24 protein-coding genes and 1 tRNA gene are annotated in these 25280 nt (G+C 39.3%); 14 read left to right on the top strand and 11 right to left on the bottom strand.

Annotated features, from left to right (window positions below):
- Positions 1–3 precede the first annotated feature (3 nt).
- The 11 genes from CLIN57ABFB40_RS08675 to CLIN57ABFB40_RS08625 all read left to right on the top strand — a co-directional run bounded on the left by CLIN57ABFB40_RS08675 (position 4) and on the right by CLIN57ABFB40_RS08625 (position 11305).
- Positions 4–1110: a sulfotransferase family protein gene (locus CLIN57ABFB40_RS08675; protein WP_175629716.1), complete on the top strand. Its 1107-nt coding sequence runs from the start codon at positions 4–6 to the stop codon at positions 1108–1110.
- Positions 1111–1131: 21 nt separating this feature from the next.
- Positions 1132–2100 carry a PCMD domain-containing protein gene (locus CLIN57ABFB40_RS08670; protein WP_175629715.1) on the top strand — a complete coding sequence of 323 codons (969 nt, stop codon included), beginning with the start codon at positions 1132–1134 and terminating at the stop codon, positions 2098–2100.
- A gap of 316 nt (positions 2101–2416) precedes the next feature.
- On the top strand, positions 2417–3562 hold the full coding sequence (locus CLIN57ABFB40_RS08665; RefSeq protein WP_175629714.1) for an OmpA family protein: 1146 nt from the start codon (positions 2417–2419) through the stop codon (positions 3560–3562).
- Between the two features lie 75 nt (positions 3563–3637).
- The gene (gene ruvX / locus CLIN57ABFB40_RS08660) at positions 3638–4057 is read left to right on the top strand and encodes a Holliday junction resolvase RuvX (protein ID WP_175629713.1); all 420 of its coding nucleotides are present in this window, start codon (positions 3638–3640) and stop codon (positions 4055–4057) included.
- A 46-nt stretch (positions 4058–4103) separates the two neighbouring features.
- Positions 4104–4658, top strand: coding sequence for a peptide deformylase (def, locus tag CLIN57ABFB40_RS08655; RefSeq protein ID WP_175629712.1), 555 nt, complete (start codon positions 4104–4106; stop codon positions 4656–4658).
- A 76-nt stretch (positions 4659–4734) separates the two neighbouring features.
- Positions 4735–6765 (top strand): tetratricopeptide repeat protein, encoded by a 2031-nt coding sequence (locus CLIN57ABFB40_RS08650; RefSeq protein ID WP_175629711.1) that lies wholly within the window; start codon positions 4735–4737, stop codon positions 6763–6765.
- 82 nt (positions 6766–6847) lie between these two features.
- Complete coding sequence (gene thrS / locus CLIN57ABFB40_RS08645) at positions 6848–8788, top strand: threonine--tRNA ligase (protein WP_175629710.1); 1941 nt, start codon at positions 6848–6850, stop codon at positions 8786–8788.
- A 72-nt stretch (positions 8789–8860) separates the two neighbouring features.
- Complete coding sequence (infC, locus tag CLIN57ABFB40_RS08640) at positions 8861–9460, top strand: translation initiation factor IF-3 (RefSeq protein ID WP_175629709.1); 600 nt, start codon at positions 8861–8863, stop codon at positions 9458–9460.
- A gap of 68 nt (positions 9461–9528) precedes the next feature.
- Positions 9529–9726: a 50S ribosomal protein L35 gene (gene rpmI / locus CLIN57ABFB40_RS08635; protein WP_024988256.1), complete on the top strand. Its 198-nt coding sequence runs from the start codon at positions 9529–9531 to the stop codon at positions 9724–9726.
- 98 nt (positions 9727–9824) lie between these two features.
- On the top strand, positions 9825–10175 hold the full coding sequence (gene rplT, locus CLIN57ABFB40_RS08630) for a 50S ribosomal protein L20 (RefSeq protein WP_004297540.1): 351 nt from the start codon (positions 9825–9827) through the stop codon (positions 10173–10175).
- Between the two features lie 359 nt (positions 10176–10534).
- Entirely contained in the window at positions 10535–11305 is a 771-nt protein-coding gene (locus tag CLIN57ABFB40_RS08625; protein ID WP_175629708.1) for an EFR1 family ferrodoxin, read from the top strand.
- Here CLIN57ABFB40_RS08625 and xpt read toward each other — a convergent pair.
- The 7 genes from xpt to CLIN57ABFB40_RS08590 all read right to left on the bottom strand — a co-directional run bounded on the left by xpt (position 11299) and on the right by CLIN57ABFB40_RS08590 (position 18166).
- Entirely contained in the window at positions 11299–11850 is a 552-nt protein-coding gene (gene xpt / locus CLIN57ABFB40_RS08620) for a xanthine phosphoribosyltransferase (RefSeq protein ID WP_175630361.1), read from the bottom strand. The genes CLIN57ABFB40_RS08625 and xpt overlap by 7 nt on opposite strands.
- 112 nt (positions 11851–11962) lie before the next feature.
- Positions 11963–13270, bottom strand: a complete 1308-nt coding sequence (locus CLIN57ABFB40_RS08615; protein WP_175629707.1) for a phenylacetate--CoA ligase — start codon at positions 13268–13270, stop codon at positions 11963–11965.
- 14 nt (positions 13271–13284) lie between these two features.
- Entirely contained in the window at positions 13285–13866 is a 582-nt protein-coding gene (locus CLIN57ABFB40_RS08610; RefSeq protein ID WP_175629706.1) for an indolepyruvate oxidoreductase subunit beta, read from the bottom strand.
- A 3-nt stretch (positions 13867–13869) separates the two neighbouring features.
- Positions 13870–15462 (bottom strand): thiamine pyrophosphate-dependent enzyme, encoded by a 1593-nt coding sequence (locus tag CLIN57ABFB40_RS08605; RefSeq protein WP_175629705.1) that lies wholly within the window; start codon positions 15460–15462, stop codon positions 13870–13872.
- A gap of 83 nt (positions 15463–15545) precedes the next feature.
- A complete protein-coding gene (mltG, locus tag CLIN57ABFB40_RS08600) occupies positions 15546–16583 on the bottom strand; it encodes an endolytic transglycosylase MltG (RefSeq protein WP_175629704.1) in 1038 nt (345 codons plus the stop codon).
- A gap of 92 nt (positions 16584–16675) precedes the next feature.
- Positions 16676–17554, bottom strand: a complete 879-nt coding sequence (locus tag CLIN57ABFB40_RS08595) for a DNA/RNA non-specific endonuclease (protein ID WP_175629703.1) — start codon at positions 17552–17554, stop codon at positions 16676–16678.
- A gap of 30 nt (positions 17555–17584) precedes the next feature.
- Positions 17585–18166 carry an epoxyqueuosine reductase QueH gene (locus tag CLIN57ABFB40_RS08590; protein ID WP_175629702.1) on the bottom strand — a complete coding sequence of 194 codons (582 nt, stop codon included), beginning with the start codon at positions 18164–18166 and terminating at the stop codon, positions 17585–17587.
- A 208-nt stretch (positions 18167–18374) separates the two neighbouring features.
- On the opposite strand from CLIN57ABFB40_RS08590, the gene CLIN57ABFB40_RS08585 reads away from it, so the two are divergent.
- The 3 genes from CLIN57ABFB40_RS08585 (at position 18375) to CLIN57ABFB40_RS08575 (ending at position 21970) form a co-directional block, all read left to right on the top strand.
- Positions 18375–20417, top strand: coding sequence for a toxin-antitoxin system YwqK family antitoxin (locus CLIN57ABFB40_RS08585; protein WP_175630360.1), 2043 nt, complete (start codon positions 18375–18377; stop codon positions 20415–20417).
- A gap of 108 nt (positions 20418–20525) precedes the next feature.
- Positions 20526–20598 (top strand) — tRNA-Thr (locus CLIN57ABFB40_RS08580).
- 139 nt (positions 20599–20737) lie between these two features.
- The gene (locus tag CLIN57ABFB40_RS08575) at positions 20738–21970 is read left to right on the top strand and encodes a tyrosine-type recombinase/integrase (protein WP_175629701.1); all 1233 of its coding nucleotides are present in this window, start codon (positions 20738–20740) and stop codon (positions 21968–21970) included.
- 8 nt (positions 21971–21978) lie between these two features.
- Here the strand turns inward: CLIN57ABFB40_RS08575 and CLIN57ABFB40_RS08570 are convergent, their stop codons facing one another.
- The 4 genes from CLIN57ABFB40_RS08570 to CLIN57ABFB40_RS08555 all read right to left on the bottom strand — a co-directional run bounded on the left by CLIN57ABFB40_RS08570 (position 21979) and on the right by CLIN57ABFB40_RS08555 (position 25278).
- On the bottom strand, positions 21979–23850 hold the full coding sequence (locus tag CLIN57ABFB40_RS08570; RefSeq protein ID WP_175629700.1) for a hypothetical protein: 1872 nt from the start codon (positions 23848–23850) through the stop codon (positions 21979–21981).
- A gap of 14 nt (positions 23851–23864) precedes the next feature.
- Complete coding sequence (locus tag CLIN57ABFB40_RS08565; protein WP_175629699.1) at positions 23865–24386, bottom strand: type II toxin-antitoxin system antitoxin SocA domain-containing protein; 522 nt, start codon at positions 24384–24386, stop codon at positions 23865–23867.
- A 143-nt stretch (positions 24387–24529) separates the two neighbouring features.
- Positions 24530–25003, bottom strand: a complete 474-nt coding sequence (locus CLIN57ABFB40_RS08560) for a DUF6808 domain-containing protein (RefSeq protein WP_175629698.1) — start codon at positions 25001–25003, stop codon at positions 24530–24532.
- Positions 25000–25278 carry a hypothetical protein gene (locus CLIN57ABFB40_RS08555; RefSeq protein WP_175629697.1) on the bottom strand — a complete coding sequence of 93 codons (279 nt, stop codon included), beginning with the start codon at positions 25276–25278 and terminating at the stop codon, positions 25000–25002. The genes CLIN57ABFB40_RS08560 and CLIN57ABFB40_RS08555 overlap by 4 nt, the downstream gene beginning before the upstream one ends.
- Positions 25279–25280 lie beyond the last annotated feature (2 nt).

Raw genomic sequence — 25280 nt, 5'->3', positions numbered from 1 at the left:
AGTATGGGATTACTCGAATTTAATAAACTTCCGATTAATACATTGGTAGGTGCTGATTGGAAAACATTTAAGGCTATTACCGCCGGTCGTGAAATTGATGCGTCCTATAAGGGGAAATACCGGTTGACAAAGGCGGTGTGCCGCTTACTTTCTCCATTGGCTGCCTTACAGAATAGCCGATATGAGAAGTTGTTGGCTAATCAATCGTTGGAACATGACCCTGTATTTATCCTGGGGCACTGGCGGAGTGGAACGACTTTTGTGCATAATGTGTTTTCCTGCGACAAGCACTTTGGGTATAATACGACGTATCAGACCGTGTTTCCTCATCTGATGATGTGGGGACAGCCTTTCTTCAAGAAAAATATGAGTTGGCTGATGCCGGACAAGCGTCCGACAGATAATATGGAACTGGCTGTGGATCTTCCCCAAGAAGAGGAATTCGCGCTGGCGAATATGATGCCTTATACTTATTATAATTTTTGGTTCTTGCCGAAATATCAACAGGAGTATGCCGATAAGTATCTGCTGTTTGATGATATTACGGATGCCGAACTGGAAGTCTTTGAAGAGGTGTTTACGAAACTGATTAAGATTTCATTGTGGAACACACATGGGACGCAGTTTCTCAGCAAGAATCCACCGCATACAGGTAGGGTGAAGGAGCTGGTAAAAATGTTTCCGAACGGCAAGTTTATCTACCTGATGCGTAATCCTTATACGGTATTCGAATCAACACGCAGTTTCTTTACAAACACGATTCAGCCGTTGAAATTACAAGATGTAAGCAATGAACAATTAGAGGAAAATATCCTTTCGATTTATGCAAAGCTTTATCATAAGTATGAATCGGACAAACATTTTATTCCTGAAGGCAATCTGATGGAAGTGAAGTTTGAGGACTTTGAAGCAGATGCGATGGGAATGACGGAGAATATTTATAAATCTCTTTCTATCCCCGGATTTGCCGAAGCATGTGGAGATATAGAGAAGTATGTAGGCGGTAAGAAAGGGTATAAAAAGAATAAGTATAAATACGATGACCGTACAATCCGGTTGGTAGAAGAAAACTGGGATTTTGCTTTGAAGCAATGGGATTATAAGTTATAAAAAGAAGAAAAAAGGAAAACAATGATTCAAAAAATCGTTCATCGCCTGTTGATGGCAGGTTTCGTGGCATTTTTTTCTTCCTTGTCTTTGATGGCGCAACATAGAGTGGAAATGGTTCCTTTTGGAGACATGGACCAATGGGTAGACCGTCAGATAAAGGAGTCGGGCATTATTGGTGGGAATACAAAAAATGTATATGCGATAGGACCGACGTCTGTAATCAAGGGGGATCAGGTTTATAAGAATATGGGTGGCTCGCCTTGGGGGACTTCAAATGTGATGGCAAAGGTGGCAGGTATTACGAAGACAAACACTTCGGTTTTCCCAGAAAAGAGGGGAGATGGATACTGTGCACGGTTGGATACACGTATGGAGAGTGTGAAGGTGTTGGGGCTCGTCAATATTACGGTGTTGGCGGCAGGCTCTATTTTTACCGGTTCGGTACATGAACCCATTAAAGGTACTAAGAATCCTCAGCAGATGTTACAGACGGGGATTCCGTTCACCAAAAAACCGGTCGCTCTCCAGTTTGATTATAAAGTAAAGATGTCCGAACGGGAGAACCGTATCCGTGCTACTGGCTTCAGCAAGATAACGGATGTACCTGGTAAAGATTATCCGGCGGCTATTCTGTTTTTGCAGAAACGTTGGGAAGATGCAGAGGGAAATGTATATGCCAAGCGCATTGGTACGATGGTGACCTATTACTATCATTCAACGGATTGGAAGAATAATGTTTCTTATGAGATTATGTATGGTGACATAACAGGTCGTCCTGAATATAAAGCCCACATGATGCGTTTGCAGGTTACTGAAAGTTATACGGTCAACAGTAAAGGTGAAAGTGTACCTATTCATGAAGTGGCTTGGGGAAATGAGGAAGATGTCCCGACTCATATGTGTCTTCAGTTTACATCCAGTCATGGTGGTGCTTATATCGGTTCGCCGGGAAATTCACTATGGATTGATAATGTAAAATTGGTATATTAATAAAGGTATAATTCCAATATAAGAAATAGCCGGTAATATGATTTTATTGCCGGCTATTTCTTTTGTTTTGATTCTTCTCTTATAAATGCCCTCAGAAGGCGCCTGGAGTTATATGGCACTTTTATCATTCCATAAAAAACTATGTATGAATGAAAATTTACGTGATTTTTTGTTTGTGTTATATTAAATATCTATATTTGCATTAATTTTTAGAGAAAAGGACGAACTATGTTGTCTCTTTGTCAGGAGTAGGTATTCAGTTTTATTGCCATCCTGTAAGACAATTGAAATATATTATTTACTAAAATAAATTGAGATGAAGAAGGGTTTATTGTTTGTTTTATTGGCAGCAGCCTCAGTATGTCTGTCTGCTCAAGAAAAAGAAAAAGCAGCAAAGAGTTATAGAGTAGAGACAAATCTCTTTGGCGCTAATTGGTTTATCAGCGGTGGCGTTGGTGCGCAAATGTACTTCGGTGACAACGACAGTGAGGCTGGTTTTGGAAAACGTCTTGCCCCGGCACTTGATATTGCCGTAGGTAAGTGGTTTACACCGGGATTGGGATTGCGTGTTGCATATAATGGTCTTCAGGCTAAAGGGGCATCTCCAGAAGCAGATGACCTCTATGTAAAAGGCGGTACTTATTCTAATGGGTATTACAAACAAAAATGGAATGTTGCTAATTTCCATGGTGATGTGATGTTCAACCTTTCTAATATGTTCTGCGGGTATAACGAGGAACGCGTTTACTCATTTATTCCTTATGTAGGTGTTGGGTTGGTACATTCATGGACAAAACCGACAGAGAGCAACTTAGGTGTGAATGCAGGTTTGATTAACCGTTTCCGTCTTTCTCCGGTATGGGATCTTAATGTAGAATTGCGTGGATTGCTGATGAAGAATGCTTTCGGTGGTGCAGGCAAGGAAGGTATGGCCGGTTTAACTGTAGGTGTTACTTATAAATTCAAGAAACGCGGTTGGGATGCTGTTCCTACTGTTCCTATGGTTCCGGAGAGTCAGTTGAACGATATGAGAGACAGAGTGAATGCTTTGAAGGGTGAAAACGAATCTTTGAAACGCGATTTGGTTGAAGCACGTAACAAGAAACCGGAAGTAATCGTTAAGAAGGAAGTCGTATCTGCTATCCCACGTTTGGTTGTTGTATTCAATATCGGTAAGAGTAATATCGCCAAGAGAGAATACATGAACATTGAGACTATGGCTAAAGCTATCAAAGAAAATTCAGGTAAGGTATATACTATAACCGGATATGCTGATAAGGGTACTGGTTCTGCTGAATACAACATGAAGTTGAGTAAGAAGAGAGCTGAAGCTGTTCGTGATTTGATGGTTAACGAATTTGGTGTGCCGGCTTCTCAATTGAAGGTTGATTACAAGGGTGGTGTAAGCAATATGTTCTATGATAGCGCTAAACTAAGCCGTGTAGCTATCGTTGAAGAATAATATACATTTGAAATATTATAATAAAAGAGACGTTTCCTTTCATAGGAAACGTCTTTTTTTGTATTTTTGTGCCCCATGAGCAGAATTGTAGCAATAGATTATGGGAGAAAGCGTACAGGGATAGCTGTTAGCGATACTATGCAGCTGATTGCAAATGGCTTGACAACAGTGCCTACGCATGAACTTCTGAACTTTATCGGTGATTACGTAGCGCAAGAACCGGTAGAGCGAATTATTATCGGATTGCCTAAGCAAATGAATAATGAGGTTTCGGAGAATATGAAAAATATAGAACCTTTTGTTCGTTCGCTGAAGAAGCGTTTTCCGGAGATTCCTGTTGAGTATGTGGACGAGCGTTTTACGTCTGTTTTAGCGCATCGTACAATGTTGGAAGCGGGGTTGAAAAAAAAGGATCGCCAGAACAAAGCGCTGGTAGATGAGATAAGCGCTACGATTATTTTACAAACATATTTGGAGAGTAAACGTTTTATTTAGTAGATAACAATAGAATAATTTAATTTATCAGTAGAATATTAAAGATATGATTTTACCTATTTATGTATATGGACAGCCTGTTCTGAGAAAGGTGGCAGAGGATATAACACCGGATTATCCGAATTTAAAAGAGTTGATAGCGAATATGTTTGAAACGATGGTGAACGCGGACGGTGTAGGACTAGCTGCTCCACAGATTGGCTTGCCTATTCGTGTTGTCACAATCACTCTGGATCCGCTTTCGGAAGATTATCCTGAATTTAAAGATTTTAATAAGGCTTATATTAATCCTCATATCCTGGAAATAGGTGGTGAGGAAGTGGGCATGGAAGAGGGTTGCCTGAGTCTTCCCGGTATTCATGAAACAGTGAAGAGAGGAGATAAAATCCGTGTGAAATATATGGACGAGAATTTTGTAGAGCATGAAGAGGAAGTAGAAGGCTACTTGGCTCGTGTCATGCAGCATGAATTTGACCATTTGGACGGTAAAATGTTCATTGACCATATTTCCCCACTTCGTAAGCAGATGATCAGAGGGAAGCTGAATACAATGTTGAAGGGAAAAGCGCGCAGCTCTTATAAGATGAAACAGGTGAAATAAAGATAAAAAACGTTTATATCCCTGTTAAGTAAACGAAAAGCATTATTTTTGCTTCGTTTACAAGCATAAAATGTCGATGATAAAAAGAATATTAACAGTATTATTGCTGTTTCCCACACTGGTATGCGCTCAGATAAATACGGATCGGGTGATGACTATCGCCCGAAACGCTCTTTATTTTGAGGATTATGTACTTTCTATTCAATATTTTAATCAGGTGATTAATGCTAAGCCTTATCTGTATGAGCCTTATTTTTTCAGGGCGTTGGCTAAATTGAACCTGGAAGATTTCCAAGGTGCTGAGATGGACTGTGACGCGGCTATTCAACGGAATCCGTTCGTGGTAGGTGCTTATCAGGTTCGTGGTTTGGCAAGAATCCGCCAAAGTAAATTTGACGGTGCTATTGAAGATTATCAGAAGGCTTTGCATTATGACCCGGAGAATATTACTTTGTGGCATAATCTGACATTATCTCATATTCAGAAAAAGGATTATAGTTCGGCGAAAGAGGATTTGGAGAGCTTGCTTAGAGTAGCTCCGCGTTATACCCGTGCCTATCTGATGAGGGGGGAAGTTTCATTGCAGCAGAAAGATACGATTGCTGCCTTGAATGACTTTAATAAAGCGCTTGATTTGGATAAGTATGATCCGGACGCATGGGCTGCAAGAGCGGTTGTGAGATTGCAGCAGTCTAAATATGCGGAAGCTGAGTCGGACTTCGATCGTGCAATCCATTTAAGTGCCAAAAATGCAGGTAATTATATAAATCGGGCATTAGCACGGTTTCATCAGAATAATCTGAGAGGGGCTATGAGTGATTATGATTTGGCATTGGATATTGACCCCAATAATTTTATCGGGCATTATAACCGTGGTTTGCTTCGTGCCCGGGTAGGGGATGACAACCGTGCTATTGAAGATTTTGATTTTGTAATCAAAATGGAACCGGACAATATGATGGCGGTATTTAACCGTGGTTTGCTTCGTGCGCAAACGGGCGATTACCGCGGAGCAATAAAGGATTACACAACTGTTATCGACCAGTATCCTAACTTTTTGGCGGGATATTATCAGCGTTCGGAGGCCCGCCGGAAGATTGGTGACAAGAAAGGAGCGGAACAGGATGAGTTTAAAGTCATGAAGGCTCAGATTGATAAACAGAATGGTGTGGCGAATAAAGATGTAGCCCAAAATCAGAATAAAGACAAGGAAGGTGAAGGCGGAGAGGACGAAAAAACCCGTAAAAAGTCGGATAAGAATATGAATAACTATCGTAAGATAGTCATTGCGGACGACTCTGAAGCTGAACAACGCTACACGAGTGATTATCGTGGACGTGTGCAGGATAAAAACGTGAATATTACACTAGAGCCCATGTTTGCATTGACTTATTATGAGAAAATGAGTGATGTGAAACGCTCTGTGAATTTCCACAAATATATTGAGGATTTGAATAGTTCGGGGGTACTTTCGAAGCGGCTTCGTATAACGAATATGGAGGCTCCGTTGACGGAAGAACAAGTGAAATTCCACTTTGCTTTGATTGATACACATACGTCGGCTATTGTGGCAGATGAAAAGAGCGCTTCAAAACGTTTTGCCCGTGCAATTGATTTTTATCTGGTGCAAGATTTCTCAAGCGCAGTTTCCGATTTGACGCAGACGATTCTGCTGGACGGGGATTTCTTCCCGGCATACTTTATGCGTGCTCTTATTCGTTGTAAACAATTGGAATACCAAAAAGCGGAACAAGCTGCCGAAATGGAGGCTTTAGGTGATAAACGCAAAGAGATTACTGCGGTAGATTATGAAGTGGTAAGAAAAGATTTGGATAAGGTAATCACTTTAGCACCGGATTTTGTTTATGCATATTATAATCGGGCAAATGTGTCTGCTATGTTGAAAGATTATCGCGCTGCTGTGGCTGATTATGACAAGGCTATTGAACTGAATCCGGATTTTGCAGATGCTTATTTTAACAGGGGACTTACTCATATTTTCTTAGGTAATAATAAACTGGGTATTTCTGATTTAAGTAAGGCAGGCGAGTTAGGTATTGTTTCCGCTTATAATGTAATCAAGCGTTTTACAGATAAAACGGAATAACATTTTTTTGATAAAAAATGGATAACTCAAAAGATTTAGTTACTTTTGCGTTCAAATTGTGAAAATATAACATAATCATATTATGATAAAGATAACATTTCCCGATGGCTCCATTCGTGAGTATAACGAAGGAGTGAACGGTTTACAGATTGCAGAAAGTATCAGTTCGCGCTTGGCACAAGATGTCTTGGCTTGTGGTGTGAATGGCGAGACTTATGATTTAGGACGTCCTATTAACGAAGATGCCGATTTTGTACTTTACAAATGGGATGATGAAGAAGGTAAACATGCTTTTTGGCATACGAGTGCCCACTTGTTGGCTGAAGCTTTGCAGGAACTTTATCCGGGTATTCAGTTCGGTATCGGTCCGGCTATCGAAAACGGATTTTACTATGATGTGGATCCGGGAGAAGCTGTGATTAAAGAAAGTGACCTGTCTGTTATTGAAGCTAAAATGCAGGAACTGGTTGCCAGAAAAGAAGCGGTGGTCAGAAAGAGTATTGCTAAAACAGATGCTTTGAAGATGTTTGGCGATCGTGGAGAAACTTATAAATGTGAATTGATTTCCGAATTGGAAGACGGGCATATTACAACTTATACCCAGGGTGCATTTACTGACCTTTGCCGTGGACCTCACTTGATGACGACTGCTCCGATTAAGGCTATCAAACTGACGACTGTTGCCGGTGCTTATTGGCGTGGTCATGAAGATCGCAAAATGCTGACCCGTATTTACGGTATTACATTCCCGAAAAAGAAGATGCTGGATGAATATCTGGTATTGATGGAAGAAGCAAAGAAGCGTGACCACCGTAAGATTGGTAAGGAAATGCAATTGTTCATGTTCTCTGAAACTGTAGGCAAGGGACTTCCGATGTGGTTGCCAAAAGGTACTGCGTTGCGTCTGCGTCTGCAGGAATTCTTGCGCCGTATCCAGACCCGTTATGACTATCAGGAAGTGATAACTCCACCGATTGGCAATAAATTGCTGTATGTGACTTCTGGACATTACGCAAAATATGGTAAGGATGCATTCCAACCTATCCATACACCGGAAGAAGGTGAGGAGTACTTCTTGAAACCGATGAACTGCCCCCATCATTGTGAGATTTACAAGAACTTTCCGCGTTCATATAAAGATCTGCCGTTGCGTATTGCTGAATTTGGAACGGTTTGCCGATATGAACAAAGTGGTGAGTTGCACGGTTTAACTCGTGTACGTAGCTTTACGCAGGATGATGCACATATATTCTGCCGTCCGGAACAAGTGAAGGATGAATTTCTTCGTGTGATGGATATTATATCTATTGTGTTCCGTTCTATGGATTTCCAGAATTTTGAGGCCCAGATATCATTGCGTGATAAAGTGAATCGCGAGAAATATATCGGTAGTGATGATAATTGGGAAAAAGCTGAACAGGCTATTATTGAAGCTTGTGCGGAAAAAGGGTTGCCAGCTAAGATTGAGCATGGAGAAGCTGCTTTTTATGGTCCTAAACTCGACTTTATGGTGAAAGACGCTATCGGTCGTCGTTGGCAGCTAGGTACTATCCAGGTTGACTATAACTTGCCGGAACGTTTTGAACTTGAATATATGGGTTCTGACAATCAGAAACATCGTCCGGTTATGATTCACCGTGCACCGTTCGGATCAATGGAACGTTTTGTTGCTGTATTGATTGAACACACTGCTGGTAAATTCCCATTGTGGCTGACACCGGAACAGGTCGTTGTCTTACCGATCAGTGAGAAATTCAATGAGTATGCAGAACAGGTGAAGATGTATCTGAAAGTTCATGAAATCCGTGCGATAGTGGATGACCGTAACGAGAAAATCGGTCGTAAGATTCGAGATAATGAAATGAAGCGTATTCCTTATATGCTGATCGTTGGTGAGAAAGAAGCTGAAAACGGTGAAGTTTCTGTCCGCAGACAAGGCGAAGGCGATAAGGGAACCATGAAATTTGAAGAATTTGCTAAAATTTTGAACGAAGAAGTTCAGAATATGATAAATAAATGGTAACTTTGCAGCCGTTTCAGAATAAAATATTTAGTATAACAATAAAAGGATCAAACTAGGAAGTAAACGTTTTTAATGAAGAATGACACTCTAAAAGGGCAATACAGAATCAATGAACAGATTCGTGCCAAGGAAGTTCGCATAGTAAGCGATGATATTGAACCGAAAGTATATCCAATTTTTCAAGCTTTGAAAATGGCTGAAGAAAGAGAATTGGATTTAGTGGAAATTTCTCCTAATGCTCAACCCCCTGTTTGTCGTATTATTGATTATTCTAAATTTCTTTATCAGTTAAAGAAACGTCAGAAAGAACAAAAAGCGAAGCAGGTGAAGGTTAATGTGAAAGAGATCCGCTTCGGACCTCAAACAGATGACCATGACTACAACTTTAAGTTGAAACATGCCAAGGGATTTCTCGAAGACGGTGATAAAGTAAAGGCTTATGTATTCTTTAAAGGTCGTTCCATCCTTTTCAAGGAACAAGGTGAAGTGTTGCTGCTTCGTTTTGCGAATGATCTTGAAGACTACGCGAAAGTAGACCAGATGCCGGTGCTTGAAGGAAAGCGTATGACTATCCAGCTTTCTCCGAAGAAGAAAGAGTCCTCTAAGAAACCCGCAGCTCCGAAGCCGGCTCCTGTACCGAAAGCAGAAAAGCCGGAAACAAACGAAGAATAAGAAGAGATGCGTAACGCGCAGGTATAGTGCGTTGCCATTATATATTTAATAATTTAAAAACAAGTAAGATGCCAAAGATGAAGACTAACTCCGGTTCTAAAAAAAGGTTTACCCTTACCGGAACAGGTAAAATCAAAAGAAAGCACGCTTTTCACAGTCACATTTTGACTAAGAAATCCAAAAAGAGAAAAAGAAACTTGTGCTACTCTACAACTGTTGATGCAACAAATGTAAGCCAGGTTAAGGAACTCTTAGCAATGAAGTAATCAAAAGCGTAAAAGTATTATTAAAGTATTAACCGAATGCATTAGCCTGAAGTTCGCTGCGTGAAGTAGCGGCGCTAACATTCAAAAAAAGTAAAACTATGCCAAGATCAGTAAATCATGTTGCTTCAAAAGCAAGAAGAAAGAAAATTTTGAAATTAACCAGAGGTTACTTTGGTGCAAGAAAGAATGTATGGACCGTAGCTAAAAACACTTGGGAAAAGGGTTTGACTTACGCGTTCCGTGACCGTAGAAATAAGAAAAGAAACTTCCGCGCTCTTTGGATACAACGTATCAACGCTGCTGCACGTCTTGAAGGAATGTCTTATTCTAAATTGATGGGCGGTCTGCACAAAGCCGGTATTGAAATAAACCGTAAGGTTTTGGCTGATTTAGCTATGAATCACCCGGAAGCTTTCAAAGCTGTAGTTGCAAAAGCAAAAGCTGCTTAAGTTTCAACAGTTTATGATTTACAAAGTGTCAGTTACTAAGCTAGTGACTGGCACTTTTCTTTTGTTAGGCAGATGAAAGGGAATAAAAAAAATGTTAGTTGGCAAACAAATTCCTTTTTTTTTCTTGTTAGTTTCATGTATTCTTATTACATTTGTGATACAAAAATATTAGCCGTATCGACTAGATCGGGAAACTCTTCAAATTAATCTGATGCACCGAGAAAGCTTCGTTCTTCAATGGCGGGCCACATCCTTCGGGACAGCTTTAAGCCGGTGGATTACAACGAGGGCGAGCACTCAAATCTTGTTCTATCAGAGTTTCATCACATCGTCGGTACGGCTTTCTTATATACTTTTCTATGATATTTTATTTCTCTGGTACAGGCAATTCTAAGTGGATCGCTAATCAGCTATCCAAGGAACAAAAAGAAGATTTAGTGTTTATTCCCGATACGTTAAGGAATGGAACGTCGGAGTTTTGTCTACGGGAAGATGAAAAGGTGGGATTTGTGTTTCCAATTTATTCATGGGCACCGCCTGCGATTGTTTTACGCTTTATTCAAAAACTTTCTCTGAAAGGATATAATGGGCAATATCTGTTTTTTGTCTGTTCATGTGGAGATGATATTGGGCTTACTCAGAAGGTCTTGACGAAAACATTAAAATATAAAGGGTGGGAGTGTCATGCCGATTTTTCTGTGACTATGCCCAATAATTATGTATTGCTTCCGGGCTTTGATGTGGATAATAAAGAACTGGAAAGGAAAAAACTGGCGGAGAGTATTCCGAGTCTTAAAAGGATAAATACGTTGATAAGTAGGAAAGAATGTGTGTTCTCCTGTTATGAAGGGAGTATTCCTTTTATCAAGACAAGAATAATCAATCCTTTATTTAACCGTTTTCAGATGTCGCCTGCGAATTTCTATGCTACAAATGCCTGTATTGGATGCAAATGTTGCGAGAAGAGTTGTCCGGTGAAGAATATAACTATTGTGGAAGGGAAGCCTGTGTGGGGAAAAGACTGTACCTCATGCCTGGCATGTTATCATGTATGTCCTCGGCAAGCAGTGCAATATGGGAGAAGAACAAAAGGAAAAGGGCAATATTTCAACCCCAACTCCGGTTATTGATTTTGGATTTTAATGCAGCAGTGAGACAAGTCTTCAATAATAGCCAAGCTTTCTACTCTAACTCCTTGTTCCTCTAATATTTTGCGGCCATTTTGGAAGGCTTTTTCGATAATGAATCCCATTCCTACCAGATTGGCCCCGGACTGCTTGATGAGGTCGAGAATACCTAATGCAGCGTTACCGTAGGCAAGGAAATCATCTACAAAGAGTACATTATCGTTAGGTGTGAGAAAATCAGCACTGATAACAACTTCATAGTCACGGTCTTTGGTAAATGAGTGCACAGTGGTGCTTAGTGCATTCTGAATTGTTTTAGGAGATTTTTTCTTGGCGAATACGACAGGTAAATCCATCAAGTATCCTGTCATGATCGCCGGAGCAATGCCACTGGCTTCGATTGTCATGATTTTATTTACATTTGTGGCTGCAAAACGGCGCACAAACTCAACTCCGATTGATTTCATCAGAACAGGGTCCATTTGATGATTGATAAAACTATCCACTTTTAGGATACCCCCTTCGTAGCATTTTCCGTCTTGCAGAATTCTTTTTTAAGTAATTGCATGCTGTATGATATTAATTGATAATGTGCTAATATACTATCCTGTGTGATGAAAATTGCGGATGGTATATTAGCACATGGATAATTTTAATAGTTTACTTGTTGTTTCGTACGTCTTTCACGCGAACGGCTTTTCCTTCACTTTGCGGAAGAGAGCCTTTTTTTACTAGTTTCACTTTTGGCGTAACCAGAATTTCATCTTTCAATTGACGGGTGATGTCCTTGCGGATTTTTTCCAGTTCAATATAGTTGTCAGTGGAGAGGTCGCTCAGTTCTACTTCGACAATCATTTCATCCTGGTTGTTTAGAGTTTCCAGAGTGATTAGGTAGTTGCTGCCTAATTCGGGAAATTGTACCAGGATTTTTTCGACCTGCATTGGGAAAATGTTGACTCCTTTGATAATAAACATATCATCACTGCGACCTTTAATACGGTCGATGCGGATATGCGTACGTCCGCATGGGCATTTTCCGGGTAGAATGCGGGTTAAATCGCGGGTGCGATAGCGGATTAAGGGCATCATCTCGCGGTCGAGAGTAGTGAGTACCAGTTCTCCGATTTCTCCCTCAGGCATGGGTTCGCCAGTTTCAGGATCGATGATTTCTACCAGATAACAGTCTTCCCAAAAATGCATTCCGTTTTGTTCCTGACATTCGAAAGCGACACCGGGACCGTTCATCTCTGTCATACCGAAGCTATTGTATGCTTTTACGCCCAACATTCGTTCTATCTTCCGGCGTTGCTCGTCTGTATGAGGTTCGGCCCCGATAACCAATGTTTTTAGTGTTGTTTTTGCCGGGTCGAGTCCTTCTTCCTGAAAAACTTCAGCAAGGCGGATGGCGTAGCTGGGGATGGCGTGCAAGGCAGTTGTCTTAAAGTCGTTGATAAACTTGATCTGCCGCTTACTGTTTCCGGCTGCAGCAGGAACTGTCAGACAACCAAGGCGCTCAGCGCCGTATTGAAAACCTAACCCACCTGTAAACATGCCGTATCCTGAGCTGTTTTGGAAAACATCGGTCTTGCGAATACCTACGGCATACAGACAACGAGCCACCAAGTTGGCCCAAGAGTCAAGGTCATGTTGTGAATGAACGATCACGGTCGGGTTTCCGGTAGTACCGCTGGAAGAGTGGATACGTACACCGTCATTGCTCATATCGCCTGCCACTAGCCCGAAAGGGTAGTGGGCGCGCATATCAGATTTGGTTGTAAAAGGCACTTTGCGGATATCATCCAATGATTGTATGCTATCTGCGGTAATGCCATGTATGCTGAAAACTTCTTTGTAGTAAGGAGCGTTTGCAGCTATGCTGATTGTTTTTTTAAGCCGTTGAAGTTGCAATTCCTGCAACTTCTCACGACTCATGGTTTCTAATTCTTCTTCCCAGTATTGTGTATTCATGGTAATGCCTGTTATTACATCAGTTTTTCTGCAATTTCCTTGCCGGCAGCCAATGCTTTAAGATTCATTTCTACAATTGCTTCTCCTTTGCGAAGGAAGATTTCACGAATGCTGTCTTGCACTTTCTCGTAATTGATGCCGAGAAATGGGATGGTTGCTCCCAGTAAAACGATATTAGCAACGCGGGCGGAACCTACTTCTTTGGCTACCTTGTCTACGTTTAATACAATCTTATGCGGTAATTTATTGATTTCTGCCATAACTTTGTCTGATTCCGGATAATTGGGAATGTTGATAAACGGGGTTTCGTTAGTCACCAACCAGCCATCAGAACTGAGGTAGGGGAGATAGCGCAGTCCTTCCATGGGTTCTAGTGAAATGATTAGGTCACATTTGCCGGAAGGAATCAAGTCGGAAGCAATCGGCTGGTCGCTGATACGGAGATTGGATTGAACGTCTCCACCACGCTGGCTCATTCCGTGCACTTCTGCCTGTTTCATATAAAGCCCTTCTTTTAAGGCTGCTTTGCCGATTACTGTAGCGATGGATAAAATTCCTTGTCCACCTACTCCTGATAATATAATGTCTTTTTTCATGGCTTACTTACTTCTTTTTTTGCGTGCTAATGTTTGGATACACTCTCTGCGTGGGATAATGACAGATACACCACGATATTCGATCTCTTCGCGTATGATTTGCTTCATCTCTTCGTAGTTTTTCTTCAATGGAACAACTACGCGGATATGGGCGGGCTCTACTCCAAGACCTGCGCAGATAGCTTCAATGCGTCCGGTTCCGGCAGAATCCTGTCCACCTGTCATGGCAGTAGTTTCGTTGTCGGAAATTATAATGGTTACATTGGCGTTTTCATTTACGCAGTCGAGTAATCCCGTCATTCCTGAATGGGTGAAAGTAGAGTCGCCGATTACGGCTACAGCCGGATAAAGACCGCCATCTGCTGCACCTTTTGCCATTGTGATAGAAGCCCCCATGTCTACACATGAGTTGATAGCGTTGAATGGAGCGTTTGCGCCAAGTGTGTAACAACCAATATCGCTGAATACTTTATGAGAAGGATACTCTTCTTTAAGAACCTCGGTCAGCCTGATGTACATATCACGGTGTCCGCATCCTTCACAAAGTGCTGGGGGGCGCATTTCTACTAGAGAGGGGATACCGAATTCTGATTTGTTTTCTTTTCCCACTGCACGGGCTACCGAGTCGGGATTTAACTCTCCGTCTTGTGACAGTGTGCCGTCTAAACGTCCTTTTACTTTAACGCCAATACCTAAATAACCTTTTAATTGCTTTTCTACGAATGGCTGACCGTCTTCCAGAACGAGGATTTCGTCGCAAGATTCGATTAATTGGTACAGTTGTTTTTTAGGCAATGGATATTGACCGATTTTAAGTACCGGGTATTCACAACCTTCAGGATAGTTTTCCATCAGGTAGTTGTAGCCGATACCGCAAGCGATGATTCCTAATTTTTTGTTAGGACCATCCGTATATTGGTTGTAAGGTGATTCTTCGGAAGCTTTGATAAACTCGTCCTGACAGGAGAGCAATATTTTGTAACGTTTACGGGCATTTCCCGGCAACAGGATGAACTGGCGCGGATCTTCGCTGAAAGATATGCCGTTCTGTGGCTTTTGCTCTTTACGCTCTACTCCGGAACGGGAGTGGGCAAGGCGGGTGACCATACGCATTAAAATAGGTTCACCTAGTTTTTCAGAAAATTCGAAACCATTATATACCATGTCATACGCCTCTTGCTGGTTACTGGGCTCGTACATTGGTATCAATGAAAAATCTCCGTAAAAACGGCTGTCTTGCTCATTCTGAGAAGAGTGCATGCTGGGGTCATCTGCTGCTATCACGATTAATCCGCCTTTCACGCCGGTGATGGCAGAATTGACGAAACAGTCGGCAGCTACGTTCATACCTACGTGTTTCATACAAACTAATGCCCGTTTGCCTACGAAAGACATACCTAATGCAGCTTCCATTGCTGTTTTTTCATTGGAACACCAACGGTTGTGTATATTCTGTTCGGTCGTTATAGGGGCCATTTGAATATATTCCGTAATCTCAGTTGAAGGAGTACCAGGATAGGCATAAACACCTGAAAGTCCGGCATCCAGTGCAGCTTGTGCAATGGCTTCATCGCCAAGTAAGAGTTGCTTGCTCATATTTATTTCTTTTATTTAGTGTTGATCACAGTTTGTTAATCTATCGGGCAAAGATAGGATTTTCAGTCCGTTTTATCACAAATTTACTTGAAAATCTTTCTTTCATTCAGTGCTTTCCAGTATTTTCTTGCATTTGCCATATGATCGGCATAATTGGAAGCAAAATTATGGGTTCCTGAGAAATCTTCTTTGGCACACATATAAATATAGTTATGTTTTGTATAGTTCAATACACTGTCTATTCCTTTTTTTGAGGGAATGCGGATAGGACCGGGCGGTAGTCCGGTATTGATATAGGTATTGTAGGGTGAATTAATTTTCAGATGTTCATTGGTGATACGGCGTAAACCAAAATCTTGCAGGGCAAATTTTACGGTGGGGTCTGCCTGCAAAGGCATATCCTTCTGTAAACGATTGATATATAGTCCGGCTACCATTGGTTTTTCTTCATTGTTGTTGGTTTCTTCTTCAACAATGGAAGCCAGTGTACTAACTTCTTCTGGTGTCATTCCGATGGCGGTGGCTTGTGCGAGACGTTCATTGTTCCAGAAACGTTCGTGTTCTCTCTGCATGCGTTTGAAGAAATCTTCTGTGCTCATATCCCAATACACTTGGTAAGTCTCCGGTATGAAAAGGCTTGGAAGAGTTGTTTCTGTGTATCCCATTCTACTCTGAAAAGAAGAATCAAACAGTTGGCTGGCAATTTCGGCGGAGTCTATCATGAGCTGTTTTCCAACACTTCGTGCCAGGCGGTCTAGTGTCCGGACGCTTCCAATAGTGAGGTTGACTGGTTCCTGGTATCCTCTGGAAAAGCGGCTATATACGTGGTAGACATTATCATTCGGGCGAATAGCATAGCGTCCAGTATGAATATTCTGTTTGAAATCTTTATATTTAGCCATCCAGTGAAATCCCGATAATTTATTGACATGTCCGAACTTCTTTATTTTGTTATATATGGAATCGGCGGTATCGTCTCGGTCTACATAGATGTAAACGGTTTTAGATGGATGGAATTGAGGAGCAAACAGATAATAATAAACGGTTCCTCCGGCGATGGCACAAAGAAGGAATGTTCCAATCAGAATTGATAATAAAATGTTTCTTTTTTTTTTGTTCATCTTTTTAGCTGTTTAAAAAGTTCGTCAAAGATAAAAAGAATTTGGATAGAGACGGTTTCTTTCTGTTTAATTTTAGTTAGGTTGGATATTAGTTAATTGGGCCATTGGAAGTAATTCTCTTCTGCTTCAATTTTGTTTTCTATTTCGTCAGGCAGAGATGCGAAGAAATCCATATTGGTAAGCCGTTCAATGCTATCTACTGTTACTGCGTATGTAGAGAGAGGCTCCAAAGCTTGTCTGTTATTGAACAGGAAGCCGATAGCCTGCATAGGTTTGACGAAAGGAGAGAGGACTACTTTGAAATACTGTTGGGGTACTGCAACTTTATTTTTCCCGATTGTTTTTGGCTGCTTGGTTATAATGGGACCGCAGATAATGATAATAGCGCTGTCTGCTATCGCCCAATCCCGGATTTTCTCTTCTAGATTTTTCCAGCCTCTTCTGTTCAGTTGTGGGTGTTGTGGACACATATTGCTGAAATAGAACGATTCTTTCATGGCTTGCGGACTCCATTTCATATCCGCAGCCGGTGCCATATGCCCTTTGTCATATCCTGAACGTGTATAATCTGCATTAGTTGCAATTGTTCCTTTTACTAACGGGTCAGCTATAAAGCGGTTGTTTCTTTTTTCTTTTCCTTTTGTTTCCTCTCGGGTCAATTCATAAGAAACCCAATTTGGAAGTTTCAACTCCTTATTATAGGAAACGGTATATCCGGTGTGGCGGATTATTTGCTCTTGTTGGGGAGTCAGCGATATAGGGATTGCCAGTTCTTTGCTGGATAGAACCTGAAGTGATGTACTTGTTTGTGGTTCGTCTTTTTGAGAACTCCTGATTTGTTGGCAATATAAATGGACACCATATATAATAGGGATAAGGGCAATGAGAGCGATTATACATCCTAATTTATAATTAAAGCGTGATTTCTTCTTGAATAATTTCCTTTTTTTACCTTTTTTACTTCGATTCATTGATTTACTGGTGATAATGGTATGTTTGATTTATTCTTCTTTTCTCATACTGAATTCGCAACCACAATATTGCTGGTTGTAGAAATTGTATTCTTTAATGATGGCAATGCGGCGTTCACTAAGTCCACCTTTGCGCCAATTCTGTTCCCAGTATATGACATCGGGATAGTTTGCTGTGGCATATTGTCCGGCTTCATTTATCTGTTCCAAACTTTTCCAGCGACTGGAAGCAAGTGTGGTTGTAATGACGGAAAATCCATGTTCGTGTGCATAGCGGGCAGTCTCCAGTAGACGGACTTTGAAACAGCGCAGACAACGTCCACCTCTTTCTGGTTCCTGCTCCATTCCTGTCATTTGGCATCGCCAGACTTCATGGTTGTAATCGGCATCTATGATTTCTAGTCCTAAAGATTGTGCATAGCGTGTACATTCATCCTTTCTTATGTTATACTCTTCCAGTGGATAGATGTTAGGATTGCAATAATAAATCACAGGTGTAATATTATGTTGCATCAGACATTCGATGATAGCTGACGAACAGGGAGCGCAACAGGTATGAAGTAAAATCTTGTCGGCTCCTTTCGGAACTTCGAGTTGGAATTTTTTTTTCATGCCGTAAAGTTAGTATTTATTTGCCATACCAGTCAATAGATTATCATTTATTCAGAATAGATTTTATAAAAATAGGGAGAAACTGATATGGACTATTTTGTCTTTTATAAAATCTCTTTTGCGGGATAATTTTGCTAAATGAATCAGAACTAATTAATTAATTTCATTTTTTTAGTAATTTTGCCGCTCAACTCAATAACGGAACATGATGGATGAATTACACAATGGGCAGCAGGAACAATATGCTGAGTCCGGTAAGAAAAAGAATATTCAGAAAATAGTAAAGAGAATTTTAGTTGCGGCAGGATTAGCTTTGGTGGTATATGTTGTATATTCCATCGTTTACCTGTTTATTTCGCCCGATCGCAATATCCAGCAGATTTATTTGGTCCCCGAAGATGCCGCATTTATTATTCAGTCATCAGCTCCGATTGAAGATTGGGAAAAATTTAGTGGAAGCGAGACATGGCAATGTCTGAAGAAAGCGAAATCTTTTGAGGAAGTGACAGCGAGTGTCGAAAAACTCGATTCAGTAGTTAAAAGTAACAAAGTGTTATTGTCTCTTGTCGGAGAGCGGGATATGCTTATTTCACTTCATAAGACTCGTGCCACCAATTGGGATTTCCTGCTTATCCTGGATATGCAGAAAGCATCGAAGATGGATTTATTGAAAGATCAGGTTGAAACGGTATTAGTTATGAGTGGTTTTACGGTTACTAACCGAATGCATAATGGCGTCAATATACTTGAAATGCGTGATCCTGATACGCGTGATATTTTCTACATTGCTTTTGTGGATAATCATTTAGTGGGTTCTTATACATCTACGCTTGTTGAATCTGCTATTAACTCACGCAACAAACCTAAAATCGGGCTAGATCAGTCTTTTATTGAAACAGAAAAGTTAGTTTCGGGTAAAGGACTTGTCAGAGTCTTTATCAATTATGCGCGCGTTCCTCAGTTCATGTCTATTTATTTAGGGGCAAGAAATGAATATATTGATCTCTTCAGCAACTCTATGAATTTTGCCGGTCTTTATTTGAATGCGAATGAAGACAGAATAGAAGTGAAAGGTTATACTTTGCGGAAAGATTCTGCCGATCCTTATGTTATTGCTTTGTTGAATTCGGGGAAACATAAGATGAAAGCGCATGAAATTCTTTCCGGACGTACCGCTCTTTATACGAATATAGGTTTCAATAATCCGGCGACTTTTGTGAAGGAGTTGGAAAGTGCGCTTTCTGTATATGATAAACAGTTGTATGACTCTTATCAGAGTTCCAGAAAGAAGATTGAAGGATTATTCGGTATCTCTTTAGAGGATAACTTTCTGAGTTGGATGGCAGGTGAATTTGCCATTACGCAATCCGAACCGGGATTGTTGGGGCGTGATCCTGAGCTTATTCTGGCTGTCAAGGCTAAAAGTATAAAAGATGCCCGCAAGAATATGGAACTTATAGAGAAGAAAATAAAGCGGCGTACACCGGTTAAGGTGAAGACGGTAAATTATAAGGATTTTGAGATCAATTATGTTGAGATGAAGGGCTTCTTCCGCCTGTTTTTCGGAAAATTGTTTGATAAATTCGAGAAACCATATTACACTTATGTAGATGATTATGTGGTTTTTAGTAATAAAGCTTCTTCTTTACTTTCATTTGTAGAGGACTACGGGCAAAAAAAATTACTAAAAAATAATCAAGGATTTAAGGATGCATTTTCATATTTGAAGTCTAGTTCTACTATTTTCTTATATACAGACGTACATAAGTTCTATTCTCAGTTAAAGCCGATGATGAATGTTAGTACATGGAATGAAATACAATCTAATAAAGATGTTTTGTTTTCATTTCCTTATTGGACTATGCAGGTGATAGGGGATGGCTGGTCAACTTCTTTGCAATATGTTATGGACTATACACCCTATGAACCTAAGGAGGAGGTTATTTCAGTTGCTACTGATGAAGACGATGAAGAAATGGATGAAGATGTTGAAACAGAAAAAGAGCAGATGAGTGAGCTGAAACGTTTCTATGTCGAAAAGTTTGAAGGAAATGTTCTGAGGGAGTTTTATCCTGAAGGAGCATTAAAGAGCGAGTCGGAAGTAAAAGAGGGGAAACGGCATGGACGTTACCGTGAATATTATGAAGATGGTACTTTGAAACTTCGCGGGAAATATGCTAATAATAAACCTAAAGGTACGTGGAAATACTATACTGATGAAGGGAAATTTGATCATAAAGAGAAGTTTTAGATTTAGTCAACAAAAGTCGATTTAAAATTTAAACTCAAAAAAATGTCGGATTCTTTTTGTTTTTTCAAATAAAGCTGTAATTTTGCACGCCGTAAACGAGAGACAAATGCCGCTATAGCTCAGTTGGTAGAGCAACGCATTCGTAACGCGTAGGTCGCCAGTTCAAGTCTGGCTAGCGGCTCTCAAATAAAACGCTGATTATTAACTATTTAATCAGCGTTTTTCTTTTCTGAAAATTCGATTCCGAATAAAAAAAACATAAATCTGCGTATATATTTGCACAAAATTGTATAGTAGAATTGTGTTTTGATTATTCGACTATGGCAACAATCAGATTAACAGTTTTAAATTCCATTAAGGAACATGATGGCAGGCTTCCCATCTTAGTCTGCATCTCCCAAAAGAAAGAACGTGCCTACATCAAAACAGAGTTTCTGTTAGATGATATTGCAGAATTTGACAACGGTAAAGTCGTTTACCGGAAGGATGCGAATATTATGAATAAAAGGCTTGAATTTGTGTTTTCACAATACAAAGAGAAATTCAATTCTATTGAATGCATAGACTATTTTTCTGCACTTCAGATAAAACGGATTATAATATCCAAGGAACGCCCTTCACATATTTCGTTTTTAGAGTTCTGGAAACAGCGCATAAATGAAATCAGAGAAGAGGGTAGGGAAAGCTATGCCAAAATGAACGAGGAGACTGTACGGGTGTTTACTAATGCGGAAGGGGATGTACCTATTCCTGCAATTAATACTTTATTGGTAGAGCATTTTAAAAAGTGGATGATAAAAAAAGGCTATGCTAATGGAAACATCGGATTGAGATTAACCCATCTGAAAGCCCGGATAAACGAGTTGATAAAAACTGGGGTTCTTAAAACAGACATACACCCATTTGCGTACACGAAAATACCAACAGCCGAACCTAAAGAATGCGATCTTTCAATAGAAGAATTTCAGAAAATACAAAGAACGGAAGTTGAAGGAAAACGATTGAATTTAGGTAGGGATATGTTTCTACTCTCTTTCTATTTGTGCGGTATCAATCTGAAAGATTTATTATCAGTCGATTTGTCGGTGGATATACTTTCTTTTGAAAGAATCAAGACTGTTCATGCTAGGACAGGGAAATCAGTCATAACGATACCCATACACAGTGAAGCGAAAGCAATTATCAGTAAGTACATAAATAAAAAAGGATTTTTGGATTTGGGGTATTCTTATACCTATTCTAATTTGCAAAAGTATATCAATCTTTGCATGAGGGAACTAAAAGAGCACTTAGGAATCAAACAGACATTGTGTTTCTATTCTGCTCGTAAGACTTTTGCACAATTCGCCTCTGAACTTGGTATACCTGACGGAGTGATAGATTATTGTCTCGGTCATTCGGACAAGAGTAGGGGAGTTATCCGATATTATACGAAGGTAAAGCAAAAGCAAGCGGAAATAGCCATAAACAGGGTGGTAGACTATACCAACAATCCAGAAAAATATACTGAATATATAGAGATGAGAGCTGATATCATGATGATGAAAGGATAAACAGCAGCCTATTCGACTGCCTTTATTTGTTGTACCTCTAACTTCGGTTTATTATGTAACGAATCTACTACAGTTTCCACTGGTCCAATCTTATCTATTACTGATTGGCTAGTTTTTGATAGCGTAAAAACTAATATAGCATATATGCCTATTAATACTACTCCTGCTATGCAACGACCTGTTTTTAAATATTGATACCAATTTATCCTCTGAATTAATAATGGCGAAATAAATAAATACAAAGATGCAAAAAGTAATAATAATACTCCAAAGCCAATCGTATTAGCTATCAATTGATATAAATTTAGAGTTGTATTGTTGATAAATATATCTACAATTCCAAAAAGAAAAGTAATAGCTGCTGTAAATATCGCTATTAAATCATAAGCTTTTTTATCTGAAGTTTTAATATCATTTTTTATCTGAGTTATTTCTTTTCTTTCTATTGATAGATCACAACGGAACCTTAAATACTCTTTGGTTCTATTAAATTGCTCCAATCGTTCTTTCAACGTGTTATAATCAATATATTTCGCATAAGCCGAAGGCACAAATAGTTTTATTGATTTATCCACACAGTACATAGACTCTTCAAATGGCAATTGAAAAGGGAAAAACTGATGAGCCCGACTCCATTCATAAGATTCTCTATATAAAATAATAATGCGCCCAAGTTCTTCCAATTTATCTTCTATTAGCTTATCATCAAAATCTCCTTTTTCTATATGAAGTTCAATACATTTAATAATAGCTTCTATAGCCTTTTCATATGGATGGAAATTTTTCACTCCAGTTTTCGCTTGTATATTCTCTATGTGTCGAAGTTCTTCTTTTATTTGTTTCAAATTGGGTTCGCATTTTTGTGTATAAAACGAAAAGCGACAATTATGCAAGAAATTCAATATAGAATTCAATGAAAATTTATTATATTCCTCTACCGAATTACTAGGATTTATAAACTCTCTCGAATTTCGTTTTATTTGATATATATCTGAGAACTTTTTAAGAACAAAATCCATTTTAACAATATCAGACTTATTAGAAAGATTTTGTTTATAATATTTCATCAGCAAAACAAATGATTTCAATTCAGGATTTACCCCACTAATATCATTTAAAAGTTCATTTGCTTGTGATTCTGAATCACATTCTCTTGCAATAAACCCATCATAATCCCCAATATCTAAATCCTTAGGATTTATGCATATAGCACTTGATTCTGTATTAATATAAAAAGGAGATTCTTTAATATTGTATATTATAAAATGGCATTTGTGGAGCAAGACAGCTAAAACAGACCTTCTTTCAGAACTCCCTTCAGAAATGTATTCCTTTAATCTATCTCTACTTATAAGTAGATTTTGGAATTCATCTTCACCAATAGGAAACCGATAATCAAACAAACATAAAGGAATTGTAATCTCTGGAAATAATTTAAGAATTTTGTCAGTTGAATTAATGTTTTTCAATTTGTAGAAACCATATTTATATTGGTTCCCCTCAGTACTAAATTTGTTTTTCGAAATTGTTACAAAATAATTATAGTGTTGTAATGCATTATAGATTGAGTAATTCAAATCCCTATATCGTGACAGCAACTTATCAACCTTTTCACTTCCAGAGTCTGAAAGTGATGGCGGAGCATATTCCACTGTCGTTTTGGCAAGAAAATTATTTAGTACATCTAGAAAATTAGGAACATTAATATATTCCCCACTAATAATCGACCTACTTAACAGTATAAAACATGTCTCAAAGAAATTTTCAATTTGAGCACTTTTATCAAAAAAGACAGATTCTTCCTCACTACTATTGGGAAGCCAAGATTCTGGAAACTCTTCTATAAAGTGATTATAACACTGCTCTAATATAAACCCCATCCTACTTGTTTTGTTTATTCAAAGTATTTATTTCTATCATTTCTAATCGATTCTACAGTCATTTTGTAACTTGACATTTCCATTAACCTAGCAAAAGCTATGGATTGTCTCCAACTTTCCCATTTATGTGTAATCTCTACCAAAGAAAAAGCATTTAATAATATAAGATGCTTATTTTTCTCTTTTAAGGTATTGACAGCATCTTTTATTTGAGTGTAATCTTCTATTTTATAAGGTAATATCACATTCTCCTTTTTGACAATAGACCTTTCTGTTACAATATAAGATGGCAATCTGTTATCTTGAATAGCATTATATATATCACTCTCCACTGGTCCATAAGGCAATGCATGAAAATTATTAAAAACATCCAATAAATCTCTTGCACCTTCCCTCTTTGGTGCAGCAGTTAAAAATAAAAGCTTGAGTACGGATAACTTAGAACAGTTCTGAAAATTCATGGATTCTTTACCCTCATCTTTATACCATTGTTCAAAGAGAGACAACATATAATCAAAGGCAAATATTTTATTCATAACAACCGTATTAAGTTTATAATAGCAATGCTTACATCATTAAATTAGTTTGCAAATAAAGTAATTATTCTCTCTTATTCTGTTTTTTGTTAACATTCTTAAGCAAATAGTAACACTATAACTATTAAGTTGTACACTTAAATTTACCATACAATCACATTCCAACTCACCCCTGCACCAACATACCAACCACTTCTTGGGTAACTATATCCAACTTGCAAACCAAATCCCCATCGTTTTTTCTTCTGTAAGGGTGCAAGAGTGATAATTTTATTGTCCCTGTACAACTCCATGGAATCAAGGCTTGGCTTATATCCACTAACTACCGCACGGTAATCATCTGTCTTATACTCCTTGCTTGTAATAGGTATAAGTACCGGAATAGAGTCGTCTTCTACGGTTCTGTTGGTGGTAGTATCTATCAAAATCGGTAAATATACCGTATCAGTACGTTTCAAAGTCTCCCTTACCGGCTTAAGGATTGTGTCTCTTACTGTATCCCGGATACGAACTGTATCTCCTTTTACATACATAGGTTGTGGCTCGTGCGGATTACAACGCATCCACACGACCACGCCAAGCAGCAGGCAGACTAATATCCAAGGGAGTGACCTCATAGGATACTATCGTTTGAAGTCCACTCGGAAGTTGAGAGCAATTCTTCAAGTTCTGAGCCTTCGTAGACCGGATAAGGATAAAACGGTTCTTGTGGCGTTTCTTCATCCTCCTGTAAAGAGAGCGCCACAGCAGACGGGAACAGTTTCTCGTAATTGTCTACCTTCATAATCACTTTAGTGCCATCAATGCTTTTTCTTGGAACCAAGTGTAATTCATCGAGCACCTCTTGCGGTATCTCGTTCAGATTCTCTGAGGGAAATGTAATGTATTTCATAA

The organism is Bacteroides acidifaciens, from assembly GCF_903181435.1.
GTDB lineage: Bacteria > Bacteroidota > Bacteroidia > Bacteroidales > Bacteroidaceae > Bacteroides.
The sequence above is the reverse complement of the archived record's forward strand: the minus strand, read 5'-3'. Positions and strand labels throughout refer to the sequence as shown.

Bases quoted from the DNA above. Each gene is read 5' to 3' on its own strand.
- CLIN57ABFB40_RS08675 (WP_175629716.1), top strand. From the start codon at position 4: ATGGGATTACTCGAATTTAATAAACTTCCGATTAATACATTGGTAGGT.
- CLIN57ABFB40_RS08670 (WP_175629715.1), top strand. From the start codon at position 1,132: ATGATTCAAAAAATCGTTCATCGCCTGTTGATGGCAGGTTTCGTGGCA.
- CLIN57ABFB40_RS08665 (WP_175629714.1), top strand. From the start codon at position 2,417: ATGAAGAAGGGTTTATTGTTTGTTTTATTGGCAGCAGCCTCAGTATGT.
- ruvX (WP_175629713.1), top strand. From the start codon at position 3,638: ATGAGCAGAATTGTAGCAATAGATTATGGGAGAAAGCGTACAGGGATA.
- def (WP_175629712.1), top strand. From the start codon at position 4,104: ATGATTTTACCTATTTATGTATATGGACAGCCTGTTCTGAGAAAGGTG.
- CLIN57ABFB40_RS08650 (WP_175629711.1), top strand. From the start codon at position 4,735: ATGATAAAAAGAATATTAACAGTATTATTGCTGTTTCCCACACTGGTA.
- thrS (WP_175629710.1), top strand. From the start codon at position 6,848: ATGATAAAGATAACATTTCCCGATGGCTCCATTCGTGAGTATAACGAA.
- infC (WP_175629709.1), top strand. From the start codon at position 8,861: ATGAAGAATGACACTCTAAAAGGGCAATACAGAATCAATGAACAGATT.
- rpmI (WP_024988256.1), top strand. From the start codon at position 9,529: ATGCCAAAGATGAAGACTAACTCCGGTTCTAAAAAAAGGTTTACCCTT.
- rplT (WP_004297540.1), top strand. From the start codon at position 9,825: ATGCCAAGATCAGTAAATCATGTTGCTTCAAAAGCAAGAAGAAAGAAA.
- CLIN57ABFB40_RS08625 (WP_175629708.1), top strand. From the start codon at position 10,535: ATGATATTTTATTTCTCTGGTACAGGCAATTCTAAGTGGATCGCTAAT.
- CLIN57ABFB40_RS08615 (WP_175629707.1), bottom strand. From the start codon at position 13,270: ATGAATACACAATACTGGGAAGAAGAATTAGAAACCATGAGTCGTGAG.
- CLIN57ABFB40_RS08610 (WP_175629706.1), bottom strand. From the start codon at position 13,866: ATGAAAAAAGACATTATATTATCAGGAGTAGGTGGACAAGGAATTTTA.
- CLIN57ABFB40_RS08605 (WP_175629705.1), bottom strand. From the start codon at position 15,462: ATGAGCAAGCAACTCTTACTTGGCGATGAAGCCATTGCACAAGCTGCA.
- mltG (WP_175629704.1), bottom strand. From the start codon at position 16,583: ATGAACAAAAAAAAAAGAAACATTTTATTATCAATTCTGATTGGAACA.
- CLIN57ABFB40_RS08595 (WP_175629703.1), bottom strand. From the start codon at position 17,554: ATGAATCGAAGTAAAAAAGGTAAAAAAAGGAAATTATTCAAGAAGAAA.
- CLIN57ABFB40_RS08590 (WP_175629702.1), bottom strand. From the start codon at position 18,166: ATGAAAAAAAAATTCCAACTCGAAGTTCCGAAAGGAGCCGACAAGATT.
- CLIN57ABFB40_RS08585 (WP_175630360.1), top strand. From the start codon at position 18,375: ATGGATGAATTACACAATGGGCAGCAGGAACAATATGCTGAGTCCGGT.
- CLIN57ABFB40_RS08575 (WP_175629701.1), top strand. From the start codon at position 20,738: ATGGCAACAATCAGATTAACAGTTTTAAATTCCATTAAGGAACATGAT.
- CLIN57ABFB40_RS08570 (WP_175629700.1), bottom strand. From the start codon at position 23,850: ATGGGGTTTATATTAGAGCAGTGTTATAATCACTTTATAGAAGAGTTT.
- CLIN57ABFB40_RS08565 (WP_175629699.1), bottom strand. From the start codon at position 24,386: ATGAATAAAATATTTGCCTTTGATTATATGTTGTCTCTCTTTGAACAA.
- CLIN57ABFB40_RS08560 (WP_175629698.1), bottom strand. From the start codon at position 25,003: ATGAGGTCACTCCCTTGGATATTAGTCTGCCTGCTGCTTGGCGTGGTC.
- CLIN57ABFB40_RS08555 (WP_175629697.1), bottom strand. From the start codon at position 25,278: ATGAAATACATTACATTTCCCTCAGAGAATCTGAACGAGATACCGCAA.